Origin of the sequence: Promicromonospora sp. MEB111 (genome assembly GCF_030209445.1) — a bacterium.
Classification (GTDB): Bacteria; Actinomycetota; Actinomycetes; order Actinomycetales; family Cellulomonadaceae; genus Promicromonospora.
Genome location: NZ_JARVSD010000001.1, coordinates 226155 through 253120 on the forward strand (window position 1 = coordinate 226155; position 26966 = coordinate 253120).

23 protein-coding genes are annotated in these 26966 nt (G+C 72.0%); 16 read left to right on the forward strand and 7 right to left on the reverse strand.

Annotation, left to right across the window (positions count from 1 at the left end):
- The first annotated feature begins 215 nt into the window (after positions 1-215).
- The 4 genes from QRN56_RS00970 (at position 216) to QRN56_RS00985 (ending at position 3331) form a co-directional block, all read left to right on the forward strand.
- Complete coding sequence (locus QRN56_RS00970; protein ID WP_285100652.1) at positions 216-713, forward strand: low molecular weight protein-tyrosine-phosphatase; 498 nt, start codon at positions 216-218, stop codon at positions 711-713.
- Positions 714-771: 58 nt separating this feature from the next.
- A complete protein-coding gene (locus QRN56_RS00975) occupies positions 772-1707 on the forward strand; it encodes an NAD(P)H-binding protein (RefSeq protein WP_285100590.1) in 936 nt (311 codons plus the stop codon).
- A complete protein-coding gene (locus tag QRN56_RS00980) occupies positions 1704-2948 on the forward strand; it encodes an alpha/beta hydrolase (RefSeq protein WP_285100591.1) in 1245 nt (414 codons plus the stop codon). The genes QRN56_RS00975 and QRN56_RS00980 overlap by 4 nt, the downstream gene beginning before the upstream one ends.
- An 89-nt stretch (positions 2949-3037) precedes the next feature.
- Positions 3038-3331 carry a hypothetical protein gene (locus QRN56_RS00985; RefSeq protein ID WP_285100592.1) on the forward strand — a complete coding sequence of 98 codons (294 nt, stop codon included), beginning with the start codon at positions 3038-3040 and terminating at the stop codon, positions 3329-3331.
- Positions 3332-3338: 7 nt separating this feature from the next.
- Here the strand turns inward: QRN56_RS00985 and QRN56_RS00990 are convergent, their stop codons facing one another.
- Entirely contained in the window at positions 3339-4001 is a 663-nt protein-coding gene (locus QRN56_RS00990; RefSeq protein ID WP_285100593.1) for a DnaJ family domain-containing protein, read from the reverse strand.
- A 243-nt stretch (positions 4002-4244) separates the two neighbouring features.
- Complete coding sequence (locus tag QRN56_RS00995) at positions 4245-4874, reverse strand: nucleotidyltransferase family protein (protein ID WP_285100594.1); 630 nt, start codon at positions 4872-4874, stop codon at positions 4245-4247.
- 246 nt (positions 4875-5120) lie between these two features.
- Here QRN56_RS00995 and QRN56_RS01000 point away from each other — a divergent pair, with 246 nt between their 5' ends.
- From QRN56_RS01000 to QRN56_RS01010, 3 genes are all read left to right on the forward strand, one after another.
- Positions 5121-7076: a SigE family RNA polymerase sigma factor gene (locus QRN56_RS01000; protein ID WP_285100595.1), complete on the forward strand. Its 1956-nt coding sequence runs from the start codon at positions 5121-5123 to the stop codon at positions 7074-7076.
- A 51-nt stretch (positions 7077-7127) separates the two neighbouring features.
- Positions 7128-8297: a pyridoxal phosphate-dependent aminotransferase gene (locus QRN56_RS01005; RefSeq protein ID WP_285100596.1), complete on the forward strand. Its 1170-nt coding sequence runs from the start codon at positions 7128-7130 to the stop codon at positions 8295-8297.
- A gap of 203 nt (positions 8298-8500) precedes the next feature.
- Positions 8501-9946 (forward strand): hypothetical protein, encoded by a 1446-nt coding sequence (locus QRN56_RS01010; RefSeq protein ID WP_285100597.1) that lies wholly within the window; start codon positions 8501-8503, stop codon positions 9944-9946.
- A 19-nt stretch (positions 9947-9965) separates the two neighbouring features.
- On the opposite strand, the gene QRN56_RS01015 is transcribed toward QRN56_RS01010, so the two are convergent.
- A complete protein-coding gene (locus QRN56_RS01015) occupies positions 9966-10430 on the reverse strand; it encodes a DUF6328 family protein (RefSeq protein ID WP_285100598.1) in 465 nt (154 codons plus the stop codon).
- A 151-nt stretch (positions 10431-10581) separates the two neighbouring features.
- On the opposite strand from QRN56_RS01015, the gene QRN56_RS01020 reads away from it, so the two are divergent.
- The 5 genes from QRN56_RS01020 to QRN56_RS01040 all read left to right on the forward strand — a co-directional run bounded on the left by QRN56_RS01020 (position 10582) and on the right by QRN56_RS01040 (position 18637).
- The gene (locus QRN56_RS01020) at positions 10582-12135 is read left to right on the forward strand and encodes a hypothetical protein (protein ID WP_285100599.1); all 1554 of its coding nucleotides are present in this window, start codon (positions 10582-10584) and stop codon (positions 12133-12135) included.
- Positions 12136-12375: 240 nt separating this feature from the next.
- A complete protein-coding gene (locus QRN56_RS01025) occupies positions 12376-13536 on the forward strand; it encodes a hypothetical protein (protein ID WP_285100600.1) in 1161 nt (386 codons plus the stop codon).
- A gap of 226 nt (positions 13537-13762) precedes the next feature.
- Positions 13763-15115, forward strand: a complete 1353-nt coding sequence (locus tag QRN56_RS01030) for a hypothetical protein (RefSeq protein ID WP_285100601.1) — start codon at positions 13763-13765, stop codon at positions 15113-15115.
- 109 nt (positions 15116-15224) lie between these two features.
- Entirely contained in the window at positions 15225-16001 is a 777-nt protein-coding gene (locus QRN56_RS01035) for a TetR/AcrR family transcriptional regulator (protein ID WP_285100602.1), read from the forward strand.
- Positions 15998-18637, forward strand: a complete 2640-nt coding sequence (locus QRN56_RS01040) for a PEP/pyruvate-binding domain-containing protein (protein WP_285100603.1) — start codon at positions 15998-16000, stop codon at positions 18635-18637. Before QRN56_RS01035 ends, QRN56_RS01040 begins: the two co-directional genes overlap by 4 nt.
- Before the next feature lie 44 nt (positions 18638-18681).
- Here QRN56_RS01040 and QRN56_RS01045 read toward each other — a convergent pair whose 3' ends face one another.
- A complete protein-coding gene (locus tag QRN56_RS01045) occupies positions 18682-19542 on the reverse strand; it encodes an SDR family oxidoreductase (protein ID WP_285100604.1) in 861 nt (286 codons plus the stop codon).
- Positions 19543-19682: 140 nt separating this feature from the next.
- Between QRN56_RS01045 and QRN56_RS01050 the strand changes: the two genes are divergently transcribed.
- Positions 19683-20369: a PAS and ANTAR domain-containing protein gene (locus QRN56_RS01050; protein ID WP_285100605.1), complete on the forward strand. Its 687-nt coding sequence runs from the start codon at positions 19683-19685 to the stop codon at positions 20367-20369.
- 48 nt (positions 20370-20417) lie between these two features.
- Here the strand turns inward: QRN56_RS01050 and QRN56_RS01055 are convergent, their stop codons facing one another.
- Entirely contained in the window at positions 20418-22457 is a 2040-nt protein-coding gene (locus QRN56_RS01055; protein ID WP_285100606.1) for a SigE family RNA polymerase sigma factor, read from the reverse strand.
- Positions 22458-22595: 138 nt separating this feature from the next.
- Between QRN56_RS01055 and QRN56_RS01060 the strand changes: the two genes are divergently transcribed.
- Entirely contained in the window at positions 22596-23492 is an 897-nt protein-coding gene (locus QRN56_RS01060; RefSeq protein ID WP_285100607.1) for an endonuclease/exonuclease/phosphatase family protein, read from the forward strand.
- 46 nt (positions 23493-23538) lie between these two features.
- On the opposite strand, the gene QRN56_RS01065 is transcribed toward QRN56_RS01060, so the two are convergent.
- Both QRN56_RS01065 and QRN56_RS01070 read right to left on the reverse strand, forming a co-directional pair.
- Positions 23539-23949 (reverse strand): VOC family protein, encoded by a 411-nt coding sequence (locus tag QRN56_RS01065; protein WP_285100608.1) that lies wholly within the window; start codon positions 23947-23949, stop codon positions 23539-23541.
- A gap of 102 nt (positions 23950-24051) precedes the next feature.
- The gene (locus QRN56_RS01070) at positions 24052-24444 is read right to left on the reverse strand and encodes a CBU_0592 family membrane protein (RefSeq protein WP_285100609.1); all 393 of its coding nucleotides are present in this window, start codon (positions 24442-24444) and stop codon (positions 24052-24054) included.
- Between the two features lie 189 nt (positions 24445-24633).
- On the opposite strand from QRN56_RS01070, the gene QRN56_RS01075 reads away from it, so the two are divergent.
- Positions 24634-25539, forward strand: a complete 906-nt coding sequence (locus QRN56_RS01075; RefSeq protein ID WP_285100610.1) for a LysR family transcriptional regulator — start codon at positions 24634-24636, stop codon at positions 25537-25539.
- 52 nt (positions 25540-25591) lie between these two features.
- On the forward strand, positions 25592-26965 hold the full coding sequence (locus QRN56_RS01080) for a lactate/malate family dehydrogenase (RefSeq protein WP_285100611.1): 1374 nt from the start codon (positions 25592-25594) through the stop codon (positions 26963-26965).
- Position 26966 lies beyond the last annotated feature (1 nt).

Sequence of the window (26966 nt, forward strand, 5' to 3'; positions counted from 1 at the left end):
GCGCCGACGGCGGTCGGGGGGCTCAGCACGGGGCTTTCCTGATCGCTCAGGCGCAACGGGACACTGGTGGCGATTTCCTCGCGACCACCGGAGCCCGCGGGTGCCGTGCCCTCGTCCAGCGCGGCTGACACATGTCGCCCCGCGGGCTTTCCCGCGCCCGGAGACAGCCGGGGAGAGCGGCACGGGAGAATGTGCGCGTGACTGCCTACCGCGTGATGACCGTCTGCACCGGAAACATCTGCAGGTCCCCGATGGCCGAGATCGTGCTGCGCGACCGCTTCGAGGCCGCCGGCCTGGGCGACGCCGTGGTGGTCGACTCGACCGGCGTGAGCGACGAGGAGCACGGCAACCCGGTGGACCGGCGCGCCCGCGCCGTCCTCGCGGAGCACGGGTACCCCACCGGCGACGCCCACCGCGCACGCCAGGTGACCAGGGACGACGTCGGCTCGCGCGACCTGGTCCTCGCGATGACGACGCGCCATGCGCAGGCCCTGCGGAACCTCGCCGGCCGCGCGCGGGCCGACACGACGATCCGGATGTACCGGTCGTTCGACCCTGCCGCGGAGGGCGCTCCCGAGCACCGGCTCGACATCGCCGACCCCTGGTACGGGGGTCCCGAGGACTTCGAGGAGTGCCTCGCCGAGATCGAGGCGGCGGCGGACGGCGTGGTCGACTTTGTCCGGGCGGAGCTGGGCGTGCCCTCGGGCGCCTGATCGGCATTTCACCCCGCCCCGACCGGCTCGTCGGCGGTCCGCCGTCTACGGTGTGGGAATGACGCCCGCGTCGCCGGACCGGCTGATCGTCCTCACCGGGGCCGACGGCCGGCTGGGTTCCAGGCTCGCCTTCCGTGTCGCCGCGGCAGGCGGTCACCAGCGCATGCTGGTCGCCGGCAGGGGCGCCGCCCCCCGGCTGCCCGACGGCGCCCCGCTGCCCGAGTCGGAGGTTGTCGCGATCCCCACTGACGCGGACACCAGGGCACTGACCAGCGCTTTCGCCGAGGCGGACGCCGTGTTCCTCGTGCCGGGCCGGGAGCGTCCCGGCCGCCTCTCCAGGCACCGCGCGGCCATCGACGCGGCCGTGCTCGCGGGCGTGCGGCACGTCGTCTACGTCTCGTCGATCGGTGCCGCGCCAGACGCGATCGCGTCCAGCGCCCGCGACGACTGGCTGACCGAGGAGTACCTGCGGGGCACCGACCTCACGTGGACCATGCTGCGCACCAGCATGTTCCACCGCACCCTCACCTTCGCCGTGCACGACGAGTCGTCCGGCTCCGGGCAGCAGGCGCTGCTCCGTGCGCCGGCCGGCCACGGCCGGGTCGCCACCGTGTCGCACGACGACGTGGCCGACGTCGCCACCGCGGTCCTGCTCGACGAGGACCCGGGCCGGCACGCGGGCCGTGCCTACCACCTGACGGGACCCGAGGCACTGACCTTCGACGAGATCGCGGCGACGCTGTCGGCGGCCGTCGGCCGCACCATCCGGTACGTGTCCCAGACCGTGGAGCAGGCGCGCGCCCAGTTCTACCGGTCGACCGCCACCGAGGTGGAGGACTGGATCACCCGGTGCCAGGCGATCGAGGCGGGTGTGCTCGCGAACGTGAGCCCCGACGTCGCGCACCTGGCCGGGCGTGCCGCGCGCTCGTTCGAGGTCTGGCTCGACGACTACCCGGCGGAGTGGGCGCACCTCCGGTTACCGTCGGTCAGATGACGAGCCTCTCCCCCGGTCTGGACGACGGGCCGGCGCCGGAGCCGGTCTGGGAGCCCGACGTGCTGCCGGGCTTCGAACGCCTGACCCTGCCGCTGGAGCCCGACGAGGACGAGACCGAGGTGGTGGCGACGCTGGTGCGCCGGGCCCGGTCCGGCTCCGGGAAGCCGGCCGGACCGGGCACCACGGAGGACGGCCGCGCCGAACCCGGCGGGGCCGAGCATCACCGGGCGAACCGGCGGGTCGGAGCAGAGAACCCGCAGGTGGCGCGCCTCTGGGACGAGCTGTCGGAGCTCGGCCGCCGCCTGCGCCTGCCGGGCGCCGGACGGCAGCACACGAACGGGGACCCGGCCGCGACGCCAGCCGCACCGCCCGACGCCGGCGTCGACGTGCTCTACGTGCACGGCTGGCTCGACTACTTCTTCCAGACCCACCTCGCGGACTTCTGGGAGTCGCTCGGCGTGCGGTTCCACGCGCTCGACCTGCGGCGCTACGGGCGCAGCCTGCGCGAGGGTCAGACCCCGGGGTACGTCCGCAGCCTCACCACCTACGACGAGGAGATCGAGGCGGCGCTCGCCGTCATGGGGCACGGCCTCGACGACCGCCCCGACCGCCGGCTCGTGCTGATGGGCCACTCCACGGGCGGGCTCACCCTCAGCCTGTGGACGGCGCGCAACCAGGAACGGGTCGCGGGTCTCGTGCTGAACGGGCCGTGGCTGGAGTTCCAGACCCGCGAGGCGGGGCGCAAGCTCATGGAGCCCGGCATCCGCGTGCAGTCGGTGCTCGTGCCCCGCAGCCAGCTCGTCAACCTGGACCGCGGCCTGTACGCGCGCTCGATCTCGTCGCGGTTCGACGGCGAGTGGGAATACGACGTCGCCTGGCGGCCCGACGCCGGCTGGCGCGCCACGCCCGCGTGGCTGGCCGCGATCTTCCGCGGACAGGACCAGGTCGCGCGGGGCCTGGGCATCGACGTACCGGTCCTCGTGCTGCTCAGTGCCCGCAGCAGCATCCCGACGCGGTGGACCGAGGAGATGCGGTCCACCGACTCGGTGCTGGACGTGGTCGGGATCGCCCGCCGCGTGCCCGACGTCGGCTCCCTCACCACCCTGGTGCGGATCGACGGCGGGCTGCACGACGCGACCCTCTCGGCGGCGCCTGCCCGGGAGCAGGTCTGGCGCGAGACGGCGAGGTGGTTCCGCGGCTACGTGCTCGCGCCGGCCGACGGCGGGGCGCCCCGCGCCTGATCCTGGCGGGCCCTGGCAAAGAACGGGTCCTGGTGCGATCCTGGAAAAGAGGTGCCCACGCCGACGTCGGGCACGAGGGGCGATGCGCCATGACAACGCACCAGGAGACTCACCCGCGGGCTCGTCGAGGCGGGCCGTTCCTAGCGCGCGGCGAGGCCGTCGTCGGGGTGGTCGCGCTCATCCTCGGGATGCTCATCTCGCAGGGCGCCGCCGAGGGCGTGACGATCGTGGGTTGTCTCACGATGGCGGCGGGAGCCGTGTCCAGCCGGTTCGGGGCGCACCGAGGCCGCATGGCCATCGCCGCGGGACTGGGGTTCGCGCTCGGATCGGTGCCCTACTGGCTGATGACCGCCGTGGTCATCGTGACGGCGTACGGGTTCTGACCCGCCGTCACCAGAACTTCCACCACGGCCGGTCGGCCGACGTCCGCGGTGTGCGCGCCGCGGACGTCGAGGGTGCCGACGCCGCGGCCCGGCGCGCCGCCCGGCGCTCCCGCCACCTGCGCACCTGCTCGTCCACGTCGCGGGTGGGCGTGACGATCGGCGGGCCGCCCTGGAGCTGACGCCGGGCGTCCACGACACGCGCGTTGAACTCCGCGACGATCTCGCGGACGCGCTCCTCCATGGCCTCGAGGTCGAGCCGGGCGTCCAGCTCGGCGTCGTCCTTGCGGAGCTGCGCGGACGGCAGGACGCCGGTGATGTTCTCCCGCTCGATCAGGCCCTTGACCCACCAGTCGGGGTCGTGCTTGCCGCTGATGCCCGGGATCGGCTTGCCGTGCAGGGGCAGGTTGTCGAACTCGCCGCGGCGCATCGCCTGGTCGATCACCACGTCGACGTAGCGCGAGCGCTCCTCGACGGTCATGCTGCCGGGCCGCTTGCCCTCTGACTCGTTGGCGTCGCCCTCGCCGGCGTTGTCGTCACCGGCTTCGTCGTCGTCCGGAACCGGGGACCCGGGACCGTCCGCGCGCTCGGCCGCTGCCTCCCGGTCCACGCGGTACTGCGCGGCTCGGCGGAGGGGGTCGTTGTCTGCGTCATCGCGCGATCCGGGCGCCATGGCAAGCATGTTACAACTTTCACAAGCGGCCCGAAAGGATGGCGCACCGCCCGAGCCGGGCACCGCAGATTGCGTCCGAGGCTGCGATGGCAGCAAGCGCAGCGAGTCCACCCGCTACCTGGCGTTCGTCCGGCGCCTCACCGAGGACCATCTCGCCGACCTCCTGGTACTTACGTGCTGTCGCCGCGCGCACCCGGACGTCGGCTCTGGTCATCGTTCGGGTTCGAGGCTGCTGGCGTGGCGTCATCGATGCTCCTGAAGGTACGTGTGGATGTCCGGTCCAGAGACGGCACGAGCATCCGAACGGAAGGAATCGACGATCGGGTCCCCCTGGTTCACGGCGTCGCGGAGTCGCGCCGGCGTGGTCAGGTAGACCTGTACGGCTTGGCCCGTGGCCGCGCTGAGCTCCTGACGGAGCTCGTCCGCGAGGTTCTGGGCATGCTCATCCACCTCGTCGACGACGACGGCAAGGTCCACGTCCGAGTCCAGCCGGGCCTCGTCACGCGCGACCGAGCCGAAAACTGCCACCGTGACAGATAGAGGATCGTCCGGGCCATGTTCCGTCACGACCTCGGTGACGCGCGACCGGAACTGTGTCCACGGATCAAGGACGGAGAAGGCCGCGTCGATCGCAGGAAATCCGAGGTGGTCGCGGTTCAGGGCGTGTGTCGCCGCCGTGCCGACGCGGGAAGTCAGGACGATCCCCTGCAGGGCGAGTCGCGAGAGGGCAAGCCGGATGCCTCCGACGGAGCCCTTTCCTGCGATGCGATGCACCTCGGCACCCGTCATCGGCGCACCTGCACGCCAGAGGGTGCGGAGTATGACGGGCTCCAACCCCGATCCGAAGACGTGTTCCGGGTGGTTCCAGTCCATGGTGGTCCCTCCGGTCGCGGCAGAGCTCATCCAGCGACTCACAATTGTGGGGCTAGAGCCACAATTATGAGTCTACCCACACAATTGTGAGTGCGGGTTGGAGCTTGGTAAAAGCTGATTCGCCACGGTTCTCGCCGCGAACCAATGCCCGTTGGGCCGTATCCGGCGGCATGATGACCGGATGCTCCGCGTGGTCGTGTCCGAGGACGAGGCAACCTCTGAGCCGGCTCGCCCGTGGTGGGCGGTATGAACGCGGAGACAACCGAGCAGCCCGTCGTCGATCCGGGGCGCGCGAGGGTGCTGGTCGCCCCCGACCTCGACGCGGAGTTCGTGGACTTCGTGACGGCGGCGGGCGCGTACCTGTACCGGACGGCCTACCTCCTGTCCGGCGACGCCGACCAGGCCGAGGAGCTGGTCCAGGCGACGTTCGAGCGGACGTACCGCGCGTGGGCCAAGGCGCGGACGGGGGAGCCGCGGGCCTATGCGCGGCGCATCCTGATGAATCTCAGAATCGACGGCTGGCGCAAGGACCGGCGCGTGGGAGTGACGGACGACGGTGTCCTACCGATCTCGCCCGTCCCTGACCACGCGCACGACGTCGCCGTCCGGGACGAGCTCGGCAGGGCCCTGCGGGCACTGCCACTCGGCCAGCGGCGCGTCGTGGTGCTGCGGCACCTGCTCGACCTGTCCGAGGCGCAGGTCGCCGAGGAGCTCGGCATCTCGCTCGGCTCGGTCAAGTCCGCCAACGCGCGCGGCCTCGCGCGGCTGCGTTCCCTGCTCAGCGCCTCGGCGATCGAGGCAGTCCCGGAGTTCCGGGCGGACGGCGACCGGGTGCTGCTCCAGGCCCGGACGGCGGCCCGGCGTCGGCGGGCGGTCCAGACCGTCGCGACGGTCGCGGGGATCTTCGTGCTGGTTCTCGGCCTCATGCTGGCCGGCCCGGTGCGGGTACCCGGCTTGGGGCCTGTGGCGCTGCCGGGCAGCGAGTGGCTGCGCGAGGTGCTCGGGCTCGACGGCCGAGGGATCTCCGGCCTGCCCTCGGATCACGCGGACACCGCGGCGTGCACCCGGCCCGACGACGACGCGCCCACGACCCCGGTCGACACCATGTCCGCCGGCTGGGGCGAGCTCACCGTCGTCGGGATGATCGACACCGCGGACGCGCACGACGTCGACCGGTGCGTCGACGTCATCGTCGATCACCGGTGGACGACCCCCGCCAGGGTCGAGGCCGATGCCACGACCCTGGGCGCGGGCGAGAGCGTGCTCAACTGGTCCGACCCGGACCCGGCGCTCGACGGCGACCTCATCCCGGGGCCGTCCACGCTGGAGGCACTGGCCCCGGACGGCAAGGGATGGCGGGACGTGGTGCCGGTGGCGGAGACCGAGCAGGTCGACGGCCGCTGGCCGCAGGCCCTGGGCCTGGTCCGTGAGGGCGACCGGGCCGCCTGGTTCGAGACGCCGAACACCCAGATCGTCGGGACGCTGCCGTGGACCCTGCGGGTCCTGGACGAGGACGGGAGCGTGACGACGGTCAGCGACTCGTCGGTGATGAAGGCCGCAGAGGTCGGAACGGTGGCGCTCTCGGACACGCTGCTCGGGTGGACCACCATGCCGAACGTCGCACGGACCAGCTGTACCCAGACGCTCCACACGGCTGCGCTCGACGGACCCGCGCCGGACCGCACGGGCGTCCGGGAGCGGGTCTGCGCCCTGGGATCGACGCCGGACGGCCTGTTGGTCGCGTACGAGGAAGGTTCCGGAGGCCCGGGCATCGGAGCCGGACCCGGTTCGACGACTGAGTTCGAGCTGATCTCCGGTAGGGGCGACGCGCAGTCGGCGCTGCTGTTGTCGCTCCGGAACGAGGATCTGGGGGATGAGCCGGTGTCCGCGCTCGGCTACGACGCCGGGCGGCTCGTCTTCTCCGCCGGTGACCTGCTCTACCTGGTGGACGTCTCCACGCTCACGGCCTACCACGTACGCGGAACCTCGCCGGTCACCGCCCTGGACGTGTCCGCCGGGACCGTCGCCTGGTCGACCGAGGACGGCTCGGCCTACGCGATGGTGGACAGGGACGGCGCCCCGGGCGTCGTCCGGCTCGCCCGCGAGCAGGCCGAGGTCGGGGTCGACGGCGACCGTATCGCCTGGACCAGCCTCGGTGACAACGGCGTCGCGTCGCTGACGTTCGCCCGTGTGCGCTGGTGAACTCACCGGCTCGTACCGCCGTCGGGCACCTCGGTGGGCCATGATGGCCGCATGAAGGTCTCTCGTCGGTCCCACGTGCCCCCGTTCGCCGTCATGGAGGTGCTCGCCGCCGCGAACGCGCGCCGGACCACCGGGGCGGACGTGCTCAACCTCTGTGCGGGGGAGCCGTCGACCGGCGCCTCGGACGTGGTGCGGGAGCGGGCCATCGCCCTGCTCCGCGACGGCAACCTCGGCTACACCGAGGCGATGGGCGTCCCGGCCCTGCGCGCCGAGATCGCGGGCCACTACCGGCGCTGGTACGACGTCGAGGTCGACCCCGCGCGGATCGCCGTCACCACGGGGTCGAGCGGCGGGTTCGTGCTCGCGTTCCTCGCGTCGTTCGACGTCGGCGACCGGGTGGCGCTCGCTCGTCCGGGCTACCCCGCCTACAAGAACATCCTGTCGGCGCTCGGCTGCGAGGTCGTGGAGCTCGACTGCGGTCCCGAGACCCGCTACCAGCCCACGGTGTCGCAGCTCAACGAGGCCTACTACGGCGGCGGGCTCGACGGCGTCATGGTCGCCTCGCCCGCGAACCCGACCGGCACCATGATCACGCCGGCCGAGCTGGCCGCGATCGCCGAGTGGTGCGCCGACCACGACGTGCGCCTGATCAGCGACGAGATCTACCACGGCATCGCCTACTCGGACGAGGTGGCGCAGGCGACGGCGGCCACGTTCGTGGACCAGGGCGCCGTCGTCGTGAACTCGTTCTCGAAGTACTGGGCGATGACCGGCTGGCGCCTCGGCTGGCTCGTGCTGCCGGACGAGCTGGTCGCGCCCGTCGACGCCCTCGCGAGCAACGTGGCGCTCTCGCCGCCCGCGCTCGCGCAGCACGCCGGCATCGCGGCCTTCACACCCGAGGGGTACGAGGCGGCGGCGCAGAACGTGGCGCGCTACGCGTCGTCGCGCAGGCTGCTCGTGGAGCGACTGGACGAGCTCGGCTGGCGCCCCGTCGCCCCGGCCGACGGCGCGTTCTACCTGTACGGGAACATCGCCTCGTTCGGGCTCGACTCGGTCACCTACTGCGCGCGGCTCCTCGCCGAGGCCGACGTCGCCATCACGCCCGGCACCGACTTCGACGGCGTGCACGGCGGGGAGTGGGTGCGGCTGTCGTTCGCGTCGTCGCTCGACACAGTGTCGCGTGCTGTGGACCGGATCGCGGCCTGGCACAAGACGCTCTGAGGCCAGCGCGAAGATCACCCTGTGGATAACCGCTCGGTGGCGGTATCTCGACATTGCGCTCTGGAAGGATTCCGCTGCCCGGGCTCTCCGGAGAACTCTTCCTTTTTTGCGAGGTCACGACGGTGATGTCGAAGGTGCGACGGGCGCTCGGCGCGACCGTCGGAGCGGCACTGTTCATCAGCGGTGCGGGTGCGGTATCGGCTGTGGCAGAGACACGCGAGGGTACGGTCACCGTCTCGTCGGGTGGGTACGAGGTCACGGCGCGAGTCGTCGTGAGCGACCGCACGGTCGGGGTGAGCTACGACACGCCTGTCGACATCTACGTGGAGCACGACGGCGACTCTGTCTCGCTCGATCACGGTTCGGTGGTGGTGACCGACTCCGCCGGACAGGATCTCTGGGCGGGGGACTCCGGTCTCACCGAGATCGCCGAAGGGCATTACAGGGCGACGCCGCGGATCCAGAACGGCACGCCGATCGGTGACTACACCGTCTCCTTCGTGGCGTTCGTGGGCGTCGACGGAGCGAGAGGGCCGGTCCTGGTGCGTATCGGTGCGACCGACCTGGTGACCTTCAAGGTGCGCTACGTGTCAGAGCTGAAGCTCGTCTCCCGGTCGTCGAGCCTTCCGACGGGGGCGACCACCACCCTTGCCGGCACTCTGATGTTGAGAACCCGCGACGCCGCCGGTAACTACCCCCGTACGCCCGCGACGGGGACCTTGGTCGAGATCGCTTTCGACCCCGAGGGATCGGCGGCCCGGAGAACGGTGGGCACCGCGAAGGTGACCAGTACGGGGTACTTCCGGTTGGACACCCCGGTCACGGCGACGGGTATCTGGTACGCCTCGTACGCCGGAACCGAGACCCAGCATCCAGTGACCGCCAAGACCGCGCAGACGGCACGTCCGCACACTCACGCGATCCACCAGGGGTCTGCCGGGCGGACTGTGAACGGCGCCGCCGCGGGGATCCGTGTCACGACCACGGATGTCGTCACCACCTTGACTCCCCAGGTCGTCCGGGTCGACTTCGGACTGACAACCCAGAGCAGCCTCCTGAGCACCAGCGGGCTGCATCTCAAGGGCCGACGAGGTGAGGGCAAGTACCCGAACGGCCGCTACTTCGGAGGCACGCACAAGACCAACGCCGACAGCAGCGCCGGCTACATCAGCGTCACCATGGACGGCATGACGCCGCCCGGTGTGTACGACGCCGGTGGGCTCCTCGTCATCTCGTCCTGCACCCGGCCCGAGTCCTCGTCGGGAGACTGCGGACGTAGACAAGTGGAGATCAACGACGGCACGATCACGACGCTCACTGTGAAGCGAGCCACCAAGACGTCGATCTCCGCCTCATCGACGTCGTTCACCGGAGCCAGGACGGTCACCCTCAAGGGTTCGGTGCAGAAACTGCAGCCGGTCAGTGCGACGAAGGCCGGCTACCGCGCCTCCGCCAACACGCCCGTCAAGCTCTACTGGGATCCCTCGGGAGCTACTGGTCCCCAGTTCAAGAAGACCGTCTACACGAACACGAGTGGTGCCTGGACCGCGAAGTACCGCACGAGCCTGTCCGGCCGATGGATCGCGGAGTACCCGGGGGCCGCGCTGAGCGCATCCTCCAAGAGCGCCGTCACCATCACCGTGAAGTAGTTCGAGCGGCTGCGCCGGCTCAGCCCCGCCGGCGCAGCACCTCGGGGAGCAGCACCCACAGCACTGCCATCACGACGAGCGCACCGGCGCCCGCGATGATCCCCGCCGTCCGCCCGACCACGACGTCGAACACGAGCAGCGAGGCGCCCGTGATCACCAGGGCGAGGGCCGCCAGGGCGGCTCGGGTGATGCGGTCGGCGAGGGTGACGATGTTGCGCTTCATCTGCTTGCGGAACAGCGCCCGGTGCACGCTGACGGGCGCCACGATGAGGGCGGTCGCGGTGACCGAGGCCACGACGAGGGCCAGGTAGACGACGACCTGGTACCGGTCGAGGTCGGCGAACCGGGACTGGAAGGGCAGAGTGAGCAGGAAACCGGTGAGGATCTGCACGCCGGTCTGCATGACGCGGAGCTCCTGGAGGAGCTCGTTCCAGTTCCTGTCCGCCCGTTCGGTCTGCGTCTCCTGTCGTCCGTCGGTCTGCATAATCCCCATTCTCACTCAACGTCCGATTTAGCGTCCGGGGCGAGGAAAATTCACCCGCTCGCATCACCGCCTCCCGTGGCCCGCCCCTGTCGGCCGGGAGAGCATGCGCCTGGGCGGGACGCGTCCGCGTCCCTCTAACGAGGGGGCTGCTTTGAACAGATCGAGGATGCGGGCGTCGCTGGGTATGGCGCTCGGGGCCGCACTGCTGATGACCGGCGTTGCCACGACTCCGAGCCTCGCGGCGGAGGTGAGCACGGCACCGCGGCCGGGCGTCACCGCGGACCGTGTGACCAACCGGGTGGACGATGTCGTCGTCTCCGCCAAGATCTCCCTGCCGCCCGGCGGGGACGTGGTCGGGTCGATCACCGGCACCATGTCCATCACGCACAACGGGTCCTCCGCGGCCATGCGCTCCGGACGCATGACGATGGTGGACCCGGAGGGCCGCAGCCTGACCGGGGCGCAGTTCGTGGCGTCGGGCACGGCCAACACCTGGACCTCGAAGGTCACGCTGCCGGCCGACGCCGAGCCCGGTGTCTACGAGGTGTCCGTGGCGGCGGAGATCGACGTGACGACCACCGACGGCGTGGTCAAGGTGCCGATCCGCACCGCGGACCCGGTGCTGGTGCCCTTCCGGGCGAAGCGGAACATCCCCCTGATCTGGACCTCGCCGGCGAGCGCGCCCGCGGGGTCGACGGTCTCGTTCTCCGGGGCGGCGAACATCAGGAGCCTCGGCACCGGTGACTACGAGCCGGCGGCCGACCAGGAGGTGAAGGTGTACTTCGACCCCACGGGCGACGCGCCCGAGGCCTTCATCGAGACCCTGACGACGGACGACCGTGGCTTCTTCACGACCCGGCAGCAGCCGGGCGCGTCCGGCAAGTGGCGTGCGGAGATGCCGATGACCGACTCGGGCGCGAAGGCGGTGTGGACCCTGACCTCGGCGGAACGGGCCCGCGACACCACGCTGCGGCAGGGCACCGTCAGCGCCACGCAGAACGGCTTCACCGCGGGCGACCACCTCATGACGCACGACGTCGTGCTGGGCCTCGCCCCCGTGCAGCGGCGGGTCGACGTCGGCAGCCTCGACTTCACCGTCGGCGGCACGTCCGGATGGGTCAGCGCCGAGAGCCGGCGCGGCGAGGGCAGCTTCCCCGACGGGTACCGGGTGCAGCGGGAGCTGACGCACTCCGGGATCGGCACGAGCCACGTGACGTTCACCTTCAACCCGACGCTGCCGGCCGGCATCTACGACATCGGCATCCGGGATGCCATGAAGGCATGCTCGGCGCCCGACTGGGACGGGCTCGAGGGCGGCACCAGCAACTGCACGCACAACGTGCTCGTCGAGGACCCCACGGTGACGACCATCGTGGTCAAGAGGGCGACCACCACGACGGTCGCGGCCTCGCAGACGTCGGTGCCCTCGGCGCGGAACATCACGATCAGCGGTGACGTGAAGCGGGTGCAGCTGGTCAGCGGCGGTGGCGCGGCGATCCGGCCGGCGCCGAACACGCCGGTCAAGCTGTACTTCGACCCCACGGGCTCGGCGCCCGCGGTCCTCAAGAAGGAGGTCACCACGGGTACTGACGGCACCTTCTCGACGGCGGTCAACGCCGCGGCGTCCGGGCGGTGGATCGCCAAGTACGCGGGCACGAGCCTGCTGGCGAAGTCGCAGGCGGTCGTGACGGTGACGGTCGGTTAGTTCGCCGCCGTCGGCGGCTACCGGGCGTCGGCGACCGGCGGGAGGTCCGCCTCCGTCAGGCGGTCAGGCATGGGTTCTCGGATCCATGCCTGACCGCCTGGTCGGGGCGGACTTTGTGCTGTCCGCGCACCCGAAAGTTCACCCCGGGGATTCTCAGCCGACTCGCACCTTTTGTCGCGGCGCCTGACAGGATCAGGCCTGTTCCCGGTTGCCGGGCCACTCCCCACCTGCGAGGTATCCATGGTCGTCCGTGTCCGGAAGCCGTTCGGCCAGGTGCTCGGCCTGGCGCTCGTCGGGAGCCTGCTGGGCGGGCCGGCGGCGGTCGGGGCACCGGCCGGCGAGGACGAGGTGGGTCTGTCCACCTACACCTACAACGACATCGCCCTCGCCCCGAACGTGGCACCGGCGGGCTCGCCGGTCCAGGTCCACGGCTTCGTCGGACACGGTCCATACTCGCCCGCGGCCGGGGAACTCGTGACGATCTATTTCGATCCGGCCGGGACGGCGCCTCGCGAGGCCGTCGCGACCGTGACGACCGACGCCGACGGCTGGTTCGCCAAGACGGTGCGGCCCAGCACCTCCGGCACCTACGACATCGTCCGGCCGGGCGAGGACGAGGACACGCTCCTGGGTCCGGGCACGGCGACGTTCACGAGCCGCAAGGTCACCCAGCCCGTCCGGTCGGTCGTGGTGTCGGGTACGAAGAACGGGCACACCGCGAAGGCGCGGGTGATTGTCCAGGACGTCGTGACCCGGATCGAGCCGCAGACGGTCTACGTCGATGCGGGGCTCCTGACCGCGGGATATCCGGGGAACATCAAGTTCTCCGGGCCGTACATGACCAACCGCCGCGCGGAAGGGCGGTTCGGTGCGGGCGACGTCTACTACAGCAGCGGGGAGTTCCCGTGGCGGACGAACTACAGCGCGACGCGGGCCTACCGGCTGTCCGCCGTGCACCCGGCGGGCTTGTACGACGTGCGGTTCACGGGCGAGATGGCCGTCTGGACGGATCGCTGGGACGCCGAGGAGGCGCGTGTCTCGATGCCGGGGGACGTGGTCACCACAGTGCGTGTTCGCCGGGCGAGCAGCACGACGATCGCGGCGTCGGCGACGTCGTTCACGGGGCCGAAGACGATCACGCTGCGCGGTGCGGTGCGCAAGGTGCAGCTCGTGAGCAACACGAAGGCCGCGATCCGGCTGTCGCCGAACACGCCGGTCAAGCTGTACTTCGACCCGGCCGGTGCCACGGGGCCGCAGTACAAGAAGACGGTGCGGACGAACTCGAAGGGCGTCTACACCACGACGTACCGCACGACGCGGTCGGGCCAGTGGATCGCGAAGTACCCGGGCACGGACCTGCAGGCGCCGTCCGAGCGGGCCGTGACGATCACGGTGAGGTAGCGGCGTCGCGATTCACCTCGGCAACAGGATTGGTTGGCACGTGGAGAGGCTGTTCATGCGCGCTTCGGTGCGGCGAGTAGTAGGTGTCCTGTCGGCGTTGGTCCTGACGGGCGCGGGCCTGATCGTCGGTGCAGGCCCGGCGACTGCTGGCGTCGGGATCATCTCCGGCTCGAACGGAGACATCCAGGTCACCGCCCAGGTTCATGTGCCCGATCAAGCTCCGTACATGGCTGTCTGGCTGGAGCACAACGGCATCTCGGCTGAGCTGACCAGCGCGATGATCCGGGTGACGAACCCTTCGAACGAGGAGATCTACGCTCGGGAGACTGCGTTCGAGCGGCCCGGGACCACCAGGTGGGAGGCGAGTGACTTCGAGCTTCCGGCCGGCCGGGAGCTCGGTCGCTACCTGGTGTCGTTCGATGCCGTGGTCGTGGTGCAGACCGAGTCCGGACCGGTGAATGTTCGTGTTGCGGGCACCGACGCGGTCGAGTTCTTCCAGCGCAGAAGTCCATATCTCAGGGATTTCCAGGCGACCCCGCAGCACATTCCGGCGGGGGAGAAGGCCGTGGTCTCGGGTATCGCGGTGCTCGGATCGCCATACAGCCAGGTTCCATTTGCCGGTGAGCAGGTTGAGATCTGGTTCGACCCCAAGGGGACGGCTCCACGTGTCTATCGCGGTTCGGCGACGTCCGACGCTCGCGGTTACTTCGAGACGACGTTGGTCGCACCGTCGGACGGCATCTGGCGGGCGGTCGTCCCCGAGTCCGACAGGTACAAGCGCTCGTCGCCGGCCGACACGCCGCAGGAGACACGGCAGATCGACCGGACAACTCATTCAGGTTCTGCGTCCAAGACAGCGAAGGGCTACGCGGGCGGCGTCCGGATCATCGCGACGGACATCGTGGTGGGCATGGAGCCGGCGACAGTGCGGTTCGACGCCGGCATCCGCGGCCTCGGCTGGGCCCGGAGCGCGAGCAATCTCTGGTTCGAGAGCCGGCGTGGCGAGGGTCGATACCCGAACGGGATCGTCCGGACGGCGACCCTGGAGTGGCAGCACGAGGTGGGCACCGACTACTTCTTGCAGTCGACCCACACGACTGCGCGTGTCAGCCCGCTGATGCCCGCCGGCGTCTACGACGTAGGGGTGGACCAGCAGTACGTCTCTATCTGCTTCTCGCCGGCGCCCGAGTCACGCAGCAGCTGCAAGGCGAACGTCATCGTCAACGACCGCACGATCACCACCATGACGGTCAAGCGTGCCAGCAGCACGAGCGTCTCGGCGTCGGCCAAGACCTTCACGGGGCCGAAGACCATCACTCTGAGCGGTGCGGTGCGGAAGGTGCAGCTGGTCAGCGACACGAAGGTCGCGAACCGGCTGTCGCCCAACACCCCCGTGAAGCTGTACTTCGACCCCGCCGGCTCGCGCGGCCCGGTCTACAAGAAGACCGTCAAGACGGGCTCGGGCGGCACCTACTCCACGAAGGTCGGCACGAGCATCTCCGGTCGCTGGATCGCCGAGTACCCGGGTACGGCTCTCCAGGCGCCGTCCCAGCACGCCGTGACCATCACTGTCAGGTAGCCCCGAAAAGCAGGTTGACCTCCTGCTCTGCCCAGGTCTAGCCTCGAAGATGACCAGATGAACGAATCTGGTCACACTTTCACGAAGGCCAGGGGTGGAGGCACCAGCCATGGGCGCGACGACGCAGCGGCGGGGGACCGCGCAGCGCAGGTACGAGCGCGCGGAACGGATCCTCGACGCCGCCACCGGGCTCGTGCTGCGCTGGGGCTACGACAAGACCACCATCGACGACGTCGCCCGGCACGCCGGGGTGGCCAAGGGCACCATCTACCTGCACTGGGGCAGCCGCGAGGACCTGTTCGCCGCGTTGATGCGGTGGGACCGGGCCCAGATGATCGGCGCGGTGCGGCGGCGCCTCCAGGAAGATCCGGCGACCGCGACCCTGCCCGGGCTGTTCGGCCTCCTCGCCCACGAGCTCCACCGGCGTCCGCTGCTGCAGGCCGCGATGGTCCAGGACTCCGCGGTGCTGGGCAAGCTCGTGGCCCGCAAGCAGACCAGCACCACCACGCCCGACATGGTGGCCCCGTTCGGCGAGTATCTCGCCACGCTCCGGGAGCACGGGATGGTGCGCGCCGACCTCAGCCTGGAGGACCACCTCACCCTGGTCGCCGCCGTGCTGCACGGCTCGCTCGTCTCGCTGCGGATGATGCCTGACTCGCTGCGGGTGTCCGACGAGCGCGCCGGAGAGCTGATCGGCGACGCGCTCGCCCGCGCCTTCGCGGCTGAGAACCCGCCGTCCGACGCTGCGCGCGCCGTCTGCGCGGACGCCACCCGTGCGTTCGTCGACCAGGCCTACGCGGTGGCGCGGGCCAAGCTGCGGGAGTCGCTCGGCGACGACCTCCCGCCAGAGGAAGACCTCTCGCCAGCAGAAGGAGACCCGTCGTGAGCACCGAGGTCACGCACTCGTTCACGCTACCGCTCGCGGATCCCGCGGCGGTGGAGCTGGCGGCGACCGGCGGCAAGGGCTCGTCGCTCGCCCGCCTGGCCACTGCCGGCCTGCCGGTTCCCGGCGGCTTCCACGTCACCACGGACGCCTACCGGGCCGCGGTCGCCGGAGCGCCGCAGCAGGCGATCGTCGCCGCGGCCCGGGACGTGGAGCCCGACCGGCCGGAGACCCACGAGGCCGCCGCGGTCCGGATCGCCGAGGTGTTCGCCGGCCTGGAGATCCCGGCGGCGGTCGCCGACGCCGTCCGGGCCGGGTACGCGAACCTGCGCACCACGGGCAGCACTACAGCGGGTACGCCGGACGGCGCCCCGGACGACCAGGCCCCCGCCGTCGCCGTCCGCTCCTCGGCCACGGCCGAGGACCTACCGGGCATGTCGTTCGCCGGCCAGCAGGACTCGTTCCTCAACATCCGGGGCGAGGACGCCCTGCTCCGGGCGGTCCGGGACTGCTGGGCCTCCCTGTGGACGGCGCGCGCGATCGGCTACCGCGCGCGCCACGGCATCCCCGCCGAGGAGGTCGCCCTCGCGGTGGTGGTGCAACGGCTGGTCGACGCCGACGCCGCCGGCATCCTGTTCACCGTCGACCCGATGACCGGGTCCCGCGACCGCGTGCTGATCAACGCGGCCTGGGGGCTGGGCGAGGCCGTGGTCGGCGGGCAGGTCACGCCCGACACCTTCCTGGTGGCGCGGGTCGGCGGCACGGTCGAACGCACGGTGAGCACCAAGGAGGTCCGCACCGTGCGGACCGCCGACGGGACCCGGAACGAGCCGGTCCCCGCCGCGCTGCGGGACGAGCCCGCGCTCACCGACGAGCAGGCCGCGCGGCTCGCCGCGCTCGGCGTCCGCATCGAGGAGCTGTACGGCGTGGCGATGGACGTGGAGTGGGCGCTGCACGACGGCGCCCCCGCGATCCTCCAGGCGCGTCCCGTCACGGGCGCGGCGGGCCAGGTGGCGGTCACGGAGGTGTGGAACGACAGCCTGCTGGGCGACTTCCTGTGGACCAACGCGAACCTGGGCGAGGCGCTGCCCAGTGTGATGACACCGCTGACCTGGTCGCTCGTGCGGATCTTCATGGCGAACGCGATGGCCGACACGGACATCGGCGTCCCCGCGTACGGCACCATCGGCGGCCGGTTCTACATGAACCTCAGCACCACCGAGACGGTCGCCCAGGCACTCGGCATGCGCAAGGCGGTCGACGCGGCGTACCGGGAGGTGTTCGGGCGGCTCCCGGGTCAGCCGGACATCCCGGTGGTCCCGATCGGCCGCGGGGAGCTGCTCCGGCGGCTCCTGCCGATGGTGGGGCGCAACCTCACGTCGCTGGTGCGTGACGTCCGGGCCGTGCCGGGATTCCTGGGCACCGCCGAGCGGCGCGGCACCGCCCTGCGGCAGCGCGTGGCCGACGTCGAGGGCCCGGACGAGCTGGCGGACTTCTGGACCACGGAGCTCGGCCCCTACCTGGAGGCGTCCTCGCGCGTGCTGCGCGGCGCCGCACGGCAGGACGGCACCAAGCTGCTGACCTTGCGCCGGGACCTGCGTGCGCTGCTCGGCGACGCGGACACGGAGACCCTGACGTCCGGCCTGTCCTCCGGCGGACAGCACCTGGCCAGCATGGAGACGCTCGTCGGCCTGCGCGAGGTGGCCCTCGGACGGCTCGACCGCGAGACGTACGTGACGCGGTACGGGCACCGGTGCGTCGACGAGTTCGAGGTCTCCCGGCCGCGCCCGGCGGAGGATCCCGCCTGGCTGGACCGGCAGATCGCGGCGGCGGCCGGGACCGACGTCGACGCACTGCTCGAGCGGCAGGAGCGGGCGCGGGCCGCCGTCTGGGAGCGGCTCGAACGCCTGTCGCCGCGCAAGGCCGCGCGGCTGCGCAGCCAGCTCGACCGGTGGGCCCGGAACGCGCGGGACCGGGAGCGGGCGCGGTCCGAGGTGATCCGCACGTTCTGGGCACTGCGCGCCTTCGCGGTGCGGGCCGGGGAGCTCACCGGACTGGGCGATGACGTCTTCTACCTGACGGTCGACGAGCTGCTCGACGTGCTCCGCACCGGCGCGGGGTTGCGCACCGGGGAGGGCGGGCGCGACGTCGTCGCCGTGCGCCGCGCCACCTACGACCTGTACCAGGGCCTGCCGGCGTACCCGGCGGTGATCCGCGGCCGGTTCGACCCGGTCCGATGGGCCGCCGACCCCGCCCGGCGCTCGGACGTCTACGACGAGCACGGCCGGGAGGCCGTGGGCTCCGACCAGGTCCGGGGCTTCCCCGGGGCGTCGGGCGTGACGGAGGGCGTCGCGCGGGTGGTGCGCTCGGTGGACGACGGCGAGGCGCTGCTCGCCGGCGAGGTGCTGGTCACGACGGTGACGAACGTGGGCTGGACGCCCCTCTTCCCGCGTGCGGCCGCCGTGGTGACCGACGTCGGCGCGCCCCTCTCGCACGCCGCCATCGTCGCCCGCGAGCTGGGCATCCCGGCGGTCGTCGGGTGCGGCAACGCGACGATGCGGCTGCGCACGGGCGACCTGGTGCGGGTGGACGGCGAGCACGGCACGGTCGAGGTGCTCACGCCGGCCGGTCGCTCCTAGCGCCGGGCACTCCTGGAGCCGGCCGCCCCTGGAGCCGGCCGCCCCTAGAACACCGGCTTGCCGCCCGTCACGCCGAGCACCGTCCCGGACACGTACGACGCCGTGGTCGGCGACGCCAGGAAGACGAACGCCGGCGCGACCTCTGCGGGCTGCCCCGCCCGGCCCAGCGGGGTGTCGGTGCCGAACGACTCGATCTTCTCCTCGGGCTGGGTGGCCGGCTGCAGCGGCGTCCAGATCGGCCCGGGCGCCACGGCGTTCACGCGGATGCCGCGCGGCCCCAGCTCGGCGGCGAGGTTCACCGTGATGTTGTTGATCGCGGCCTTGGTGGCCGCGTAGTCGAGCAGCGACGTGGACGGCTGGTAGGCCTGGATCGACGAGTTGTTGATGATCGAGCCGCCCTCGCCCATGTGCCCGAGCGCCGCCTGCGTCACCCAGAACAGGGCGTAGAGGTTGGTCTTGACCACGCGGTCGAGCTCCTCGGTGGTCACGTCCGCGACCGATTTGCGGCGCGCCATCTGGTACCCGGCGTTGTTCACCAGCACGTCGATGCCGCCCAGCTCGCCTGCTGCCCGGTGTGCGACGCCGCGCGCCGTCGGCTCGTCCCGCAGGTCACCCGGGAGCAGGGCGCACTGGCGGCCCTCCCCGCGCACCCACTCCGCCGTCGCCCGTGCGTCGTGCTCCTCCTCGGGCAGGTAGGACAGGGCGACGTCGGCGCCCTCACGGGCGAACGCGATGGCGACCGCGCGCCCGATGCCCGAGTCGCCACCCGTCACCAGGGCCTTCCGCCCCAGGAGCTTCTCGCTGCCGACGTAGCTGGTCTCGCCGTGGTCGGGCGTGGGGACCATCTGGTCGGTGGCGCCCGGCGGAATCTGCTGCTGCGGTGGGAACGCCGGGTTCTGGCTCATGTCGTCCTCCATCGTCACGCGACGTCTCGGCCGACGTGATCTTCTTCGACCTCTGTTCACGCTAGCCCGTGCCTCGTCAGGCCGCACATCCCGTACCCTCGGTCCCACCAGGCCCGGAACATCACCTTGCAAGGAGTTTCGTGAACTCTGTACCGACGCCCGGCGAGCCCACGATCGTGGACGGCGTCGAGCAAGTGCTCGCCCGCGGCAGGACGTCCCCGGTCGGCCGTTACCGGCTGGACCTGGCCACCGGCGAGTGGGAATGGTCCGACGAGGTGTACGAGATGCACGGCTTCGAGCCGGGTCAGATCGTGCCGACGACGCCGCTGATGCTGTCCCACAAGCACCCTGACGACCGCGCCCGCGTGGACGGCGTGCTGCGGGAGGCGGCCGAGACGGGACAGCCCTTCAGCTCGGTGCATCGGATCCTCGACGCCGCAGGGGAGACGCGGACCCTCGCGGTGACCGGGCAGGGCCGGCGCGATCCGGAAACCGACCGGGTGACCGAGCTGTTCGGGTACTTCATCGACGTCACCGACTCGCAGCGGGAGGCGGCGGCACGCGACGCGACCGCCTCGATCCGGGCGTCGGCGGAGCGCCGCGCGGTGATCGAGCAGGCCAAGGGCGTGCTGATGGTGGTCTACGGCGCCGACGAGGACGCGGCCTTCGACCTGCTCCGCGAGGCGTCGAACGCGGCGAACATCGCGGTGCGGGACATCGCCCTGACGCTGGTGCACCTCTTCTCCGGCCCGGGCGTGACGGTGTTCCCCACCCGCGAGGCGATCGACGAGTTCCTGGCTGCCCCGATCGCTCCGGGCGACCTCTGACGCGATCTGCGCGGACCACGTCGGACCACGTCGGACGAGGTGCGTCGGTCATTCGCGTGCGAGCGTCGGAGTAACGGCGCCCTCGACGATCCATGCCCGGCCGACCGCGTCGCGCGGGACGAAGCCCTCGCCCCAGACGATGCGGTCGCCAGCGAGGTTTGCCCTCTCGGTGTCGCCCGGCAACTGGGCGAGGTCCGGTCCGTCGTACCCGGCGGTCGAGGGTGTGGCGCGGTACAGGTAGGCCGGCCCCACCGGGTTCTCGTCGTCCGCGCTGTTCCACAGGAGCAGGCCGCCCGCGGCGCGCAGGCCATTGACGCTGTTGTCACCGGCCCGCACGACGCTGTCCACCCCGCCGCGCCGGTCGAGGACGAAGAGGGTGGTGCCCTGTTCGTCGGACACGGTCGTCCACGCCACGAGATCGTCCGAGACGGCGACCTCCGGGATCCGGTCCGCCGGGCCGTGCTCGATCGAGAGCAGCGCCGTGGAGCCGGACAGGTTCCCGCCGGCCGGGCTGTCCAGCAGCCAGATCGTCGTCGTGCGGGTGTCGCCGGACCCCGGTTCCAGCACGGCTGCGACGACCTCGTCGTCGTCGGCCGCGAAAGCTGTGACGGGGTCCGCCAGCACCACCGGCGTCCCGGGGCCGTCGATGCTCGTGCTGAGCAGTCGCGGTTCGTCCTCCGGCGCCCCATCCGTCCACAGTGCGTGGTCGCGGGTGAGGGCGACCTCCCCGACGTTTCCCTCGTAGGTGGCGAGCGTCCTTGGCTCCGTACCGGCCCGGAAGGTGCGTATCTGACTGGTGCGTGTGGGGCCCTCCCCACCTGTCGTCTCGCCCCACGTCACCTGGTCGCCCCGCGCGGCGACGTCGTACGGCACCAGCATCACATCGTTGATCGTGTCGGTGGGGATCGACTCGGTCGGTCCGTCGCTGCGGTGGGCATCAGCTTTGACGAAGGCGCCCTCGACCGTGCCGGCGGGCCCGAACTCCGCTCCGGCGGCCCAGATGTCCCCGTTCTCGGCGAGACCGTCGAGCGGCGGCATCTGCTTACCTCCGTCGTCGGTCACGGGCACTCCTGCCTGCTCGTCGATCCGCCCGGGCGTGACCGTCTCGATGTCGACGTCGTAGCAGGTCAACGGGCGTGCGTCGGCCACATCCACCACTAGGGATCCGTCCAGCGGGCCGACGTCCTCGCCCGGCTCGGCGGCCCGCGCCGAGGTCGGCGCCGGCAGCTCCTCCGGGCACGCGAGCGGCGTGCTGCCCGCCAGGTCCGGCCCCGGGTCCGGCCGCAGGTGCGGGGCGAGGCCGTCGGTGGGCCCGGCCCGACCGTTGTCGAACAGAGAGACGATCAGGTCCCCGCCGGGGAGGACGACCGGCCCGACCCAGGGCAACGGCACCGGCCCGCGCGTCACGACCCCGAGCGCCAGCAGGAGCACCACGCACGCGGCCCCCACCGCCTGCCGGACCCGACGTCGGCGCAGCGCGGCCCGGCTCCGGTCCAGGACGGCCTGCTCGTCGAGCTCGACCGGCTCGACCGCCTCGGTCTGCGCCACGAGCAGGTCCCGCAGACGGGCCAGCCCGCGCGAGTTCGCCGCCTTCACCGTGCCGACGGCGATCCCGAGCTCGCGGGCGACCTCCGCCTCGGGCAGGTCCAGCAGGTGTCGCAGCACCACGACCCGCCGCTGGCTGACCGGCAGCCGCGCCAGCCCGCGAACCAGCTCGTCGCGCAGCACCACGTGCCCGGCATGGTCCGACGCCGGCGTGACGGGGATCTTGTCGTCGCCCGGGAACGACTCACGACGGGTGCGCCGCCAGCCGTCGATCCGCAGGTTGACCAGGATCTGGCGCGCGTAGGCGCGCTGCGTGCCCGGCCTGACCTTGGCCCAGGTGCGGTAGACCCGCTCGAACGTCGACTGGACCAGCTCCTCCGCGCGGTGCGGGTCCCCGCACAGCAGGTACGCGGTCCGGTGCAGGTACGGCCCGCACTCCCGCACGAACTCGGTGAACTCCGCGTCGCGGGAGCGCCGCACGAAGACCTGCACGTCGCCGGCCCGGTCCTCACCCGACGGCTCGCCCGTCCCAAGGTTGCCCACGGTCGTCCCATTCTCCTGCCTCATGCCACCCACTACGGGGGACGTGGGTCAAAGGTTGCACGCGTGCCGCGAAGACACCCGGCCGCCGCGCCCGCTCACCGGGTAGCGCTCTCCGCACCGCGGGCCCAGGATCATCACGTGCGCATCGCCACGTTTAACGTCCAGCACGGCCTCGGCCCGGACGGCCGCGTCGACAACGACCGCCTGGCCCGGGCTGTCGCCGCGCTCGACGCCGACGTCGTGGGGCTGCAGGAGGTCGACCAGGGCCAGGTGCGCTCCGGGGGAGCGGACCAGGCGGCCCTCTGCGCGGCGGCGATGGGCGCCGTCGACCACCGGTTCCGGCCGGCGCTCGCCGGCCCGTTCCGCTACCCCGGGATCCGACGCCGCGCCCGCCGGACGGAGCGGCCCGGCGCGCCCGGCTACGGCATCGCGCTGCTGTCCCGGTTCCCCGTCCTGAGCTGGCACACCGTGCTGCTGCCGCCCGCGACGCCCTGGGTGTGGGGCCGCGTCCAGCTCGGCACCGACGAGCCGCGGGTGGCGCTCGCGGCCCGGATCGACGCGCCGTCCGGCCCGGTCACCGTCGTGTGCACGCACCTGAGCGTGTACCGGTTCTCCGCCGTGGGCTGGGCGGGCGGGATGGTCCGGCGCGCCGCCGGCTACCGCCGGGGCACAGCGGGGGAGCGGCACGCGGAACGTCAGGTGGACTATCTGCGCCGTCGGCTCGTCGGCCTGCGGCGCCCCCTGGTCCTGCTGGGCGACTTCAACCTGCGTGGTTCGGTGCCCGCCGACCGCACCGGCTGGCGTCCCCTCGTGACGGGCGACACGTTCCCCCGGCACGACCCGCGGTTCCAGATCGACCACGTCCTCCTCGACGAGGGCGTGCCCCAGGGCGAGGGAACGGGTGCGGGGGCCGACGGCGACCCGCGTGTGCCGGGCGGGCGCATCGGCTCCGCGGAGGGCCGGGTCGTGGACACGGGCGTCTCGGACCATCGGGCGCTGGTCGTGGACGTGACGTTCACCCGCCCGACGGCGTAGCGCCACGCGGCGACAGCCCACGGAGCCGGTCAGGCCACGGAGCCGGTCAGCCCACGAAGACGCAGAAGGGGTGGCCCATCGGGTCGCCGAAGACGTAGAGGGGTTCCTCCGGGTCGTCCGACCGGTCGTAGAGCAGCGTCGCGCCGAGCGTGAGGGCGTGGTCGCGTGCCTCGGCGAGCGCGCCGACGTCCGGCACCGTCGTGTCGAGGTGGAGCTGCTGGGGGATGTCGGACTCCGGCCAGGTCGAGCGCGGCAGGTCGAACACCTGCTGGAACGCCAGGTGTGCACCGTCGTCGTTGCGCAGGACCAGCCAGTCGCTGCCCTTCGGGTCGGGTTCGCCCTCCGGCGGCGGCTCGTCGCCGGGGCGGTACGAGAGCCCGAACAGCTCCCGGTAGAACTCGGCGAGAGCGCGTGCGTCCGTGGTGTCGAGCACCACCTGCCGGATGCGTGGGGTCATGGTGCCAGCGCACCACATCCCCCGTCGTACGCAACGGGAACACACGTGCCTCGTGGGATCCGGGGGGAGACGCCGGATCCCACGAGGCAGGGTGCCGCAGGGTCAGGCGGCCTCGGCGAACGCGCGGTAGCTGACCGCGGGCCGCGGTGCGGGTGCGTGGTCGGCGAGGTGGTCCGGGACGTGGTCCGGCACGGTGTCGACGGTGTCCTCGACGACCCGCAGCGCGGCCGCCTCCTTCGCGGCACGCTTCTTGGCGCGCACCACGGTGTACACGGCGTTCACGCCGATCAGGATGGCGGCCATGTTCGACGCGGCGGACGGCCAGATGCCGTTCGCGGCGGCCACGGTGAGCAGGGTCCCGGCCGCCAGCATGTTGGTGCCCTGGAACGCGAGGGAATCGGCGCTCCAGCGCCCGCGGCTGACCATGGCATAGGCCACGAGGCCGGCGATGGCGCCAACCCAGCCGAGGACGGTGACGACCAGCATGAGGGACATGAGAGAACTCCTGGGGAACTGCTCGAAACGATTCGAGGATGTGGCGGAGACCGAGAACCGGTGTCCAAGGGGGAAGGGTGGCCGGCGGTCCGGGAAGAGCTGGGTCCAGCCGCTGCCAGGCTCAATCATGAGCCACATCTGCCTTCAGCACAATCGAATGTTTGTGACTCCGGGATGTAGCATCGCTACATGGCCACTGACCCGCGAAGACTCGCTTTCCTCCTTGCCGTGCACCGTGCCGGCGGGGTGCTCGCGGCGGCCGACCTGCTGCACGTGACGCCGTCCGCCGTGTCCCAGCAGATCGCCCGGCTGGAGGCGGAGGAGGGTATCGACGTGCTGGACCGCGGGCCGCGCGGCGTGACTCTCACGCCCGCCGGCCGGGTGCTCGCCGACGCGGCCGAACGCATCGAGGCGGAGCTCGTCCAGGCGCGGCAGGCCGTGGCCGCCCTGGAGGGTGAGCTCACGGGACGGATCTCGGTCGGGTCCATCCAGACGGCGATCCGTACCGTCGTCGCGCCGATGCTCGTCTCGCTCGCCGAGCGCCACCCGCACATCGAGGTCGACGTGCAGGAGCACGACCCGACCGACTCCGTGCGCCGGCTGCGCGCGGGCGACCTGGACGCGGTGGTGCTGGAGCGCGACGTGGCCGTCGACGCGCCCGCCCCGCGCGGTGCGCACGACGTGCCGCTGCTCGACGAGCCGTGGCGCATCGTGGTGCCCACCAGCCTGCCCGAGCCCGAGCGGCTGGACGACCTCGCGACGCTCACGTGGGTGGGCCCGCAGGCCGGCTCGGCGGCCGAGCGCGCCGCGAGCCGGCTCGCCGCGCAGCTCGGCACCACGTTCGAGACCCGCCACGCCTACAACGACTTCGACACCGCGATCTCCCTCGTCGCCGCCGGTCAGGGCGTCGCGATGCTGCCTGCCCTGGCCCTCCAGCAGGAGGTGCCCGACGGCGTCGCCGTGGTGGCGCTCGCCGGGCTCGGCTCGCGGCGGCTCGTGGTACGGCACCGGCAGAACCGGCACGAGCCGGGCCCGATCGTCCGGGCCGTGGTGGACGAGATGGTCGTGGCGGCCCGGGAGATCGACCTGGGGTAGTGCCCGCCCACCCGGCGATTCCGTGCGCTCCCGCCGACGTAGGCTCCTGCGCATGGACGTCGCCGTACTCGGGGCCACGGGGGACGTGGGCCGTCAGGTCTGCACCCAGCTCATCGCGCACGGAGTGCTCTCCCCGACCTCACGCCTCCAGCTCGTGGGCCGGCCCGACGGGCGCAGCGCCAGCGCGGTCCACGGGCTGCGGACGGACCTGATGGACGCGTTCGACGAGCGTGCGCCCCTGATCGACGTCGCGCTCGCGCCGACCGACGTGGTGGCGGACATCGTCGTGGTCGCGGCAGGCCTCACCGCCGCCGCCGAGGTCGGCTCCGACACCGACCGCAGAAAGCTGGCCGCCGCGAACAAGCAGGTCTTCGAGCAGCACGCAGCGGCGCTGCGCAAGCACGGTTCGGGCCGCGAGGTCGTGATCGTCGTCTCGAACCCGGTCGAGGTCGGCGTGGCGGTGTTCGCCGACGCGCTCGGCAGGCACCGGGTGATCGGCATGGGCGCCTGGCTCGACACCCTGCGGTTCCAGCGGGAGATCGCGCTGTCGCTCGGTGTGCGCCGGGCGCGCGTGTCCGGGTTCGTCGCGGGTCAGCACGGGGAGCGGGCGGTCCCGCTGTGGTCGACCGTGCGGATCGCCGGGCTCGACGTCGCCGAGCGACAGGCTGCCGTCGGGGACCTGCGCCGCGGCCGCACGCTCGACACGTACGCGGACGAGCTGGCCGAGGCCAGGGTGCAGCTCGACGCGGTGGCCGCTCGGGACGTCGCCGAGGCGTTCGCGCTGGTCGACACCTGGCCCCCGGACGTGCGCGTCGTCGCCCGGCCCGTGATGACCCACCAGAGCGGCGCCAAGACCCCGGCCGGCACGGCCGCCGCGACGGTCGACATGATCGCCACGCTTCTGGACGGCCGCGAGATCGTGGTCGCCGGTCAGGTCGCCCTCGAGAACGAGGTGCGGATCGACGGGTCGACCAGCCCCGGCCGTGTGCTCGGCGTCCCGGTGATCCTGGGTCCGGAGGGCTGGAGCCGCGTGGTCCTCGACCCGCTGGCCGACGACGAGGCCGCGGCGCTGGCCGCCTCCGGACGCATGATCGACGCCATGCTCGACGGCCTCGGCATCGCCCCCGCCGGTGCCGACCCGGTGGTGGGGATGGCTGCCGCGATGCCGTCCGAGGCCGGTGCCGACATCCGGACGTGGGAGGTCGACGCCGAGGTGCGGGGCGCCGACGAGGTCGGCGTCGTCGCCACGCTGACCAGCGTGTTCTCCACCCGCGGTGTCACGGTCGACGCCGTGTCGACCGGCCCGGGCAGCGCGAACCACGTGCAGCTCCGGTTCCGCGCGGGCGCGCGCCTGGCGCTGTCGCTGGTCCGCACGCTGGAGCGGTTGTCGATGGTGAGGCGGGTCGTGGTGCACAGCACGCGGTGAT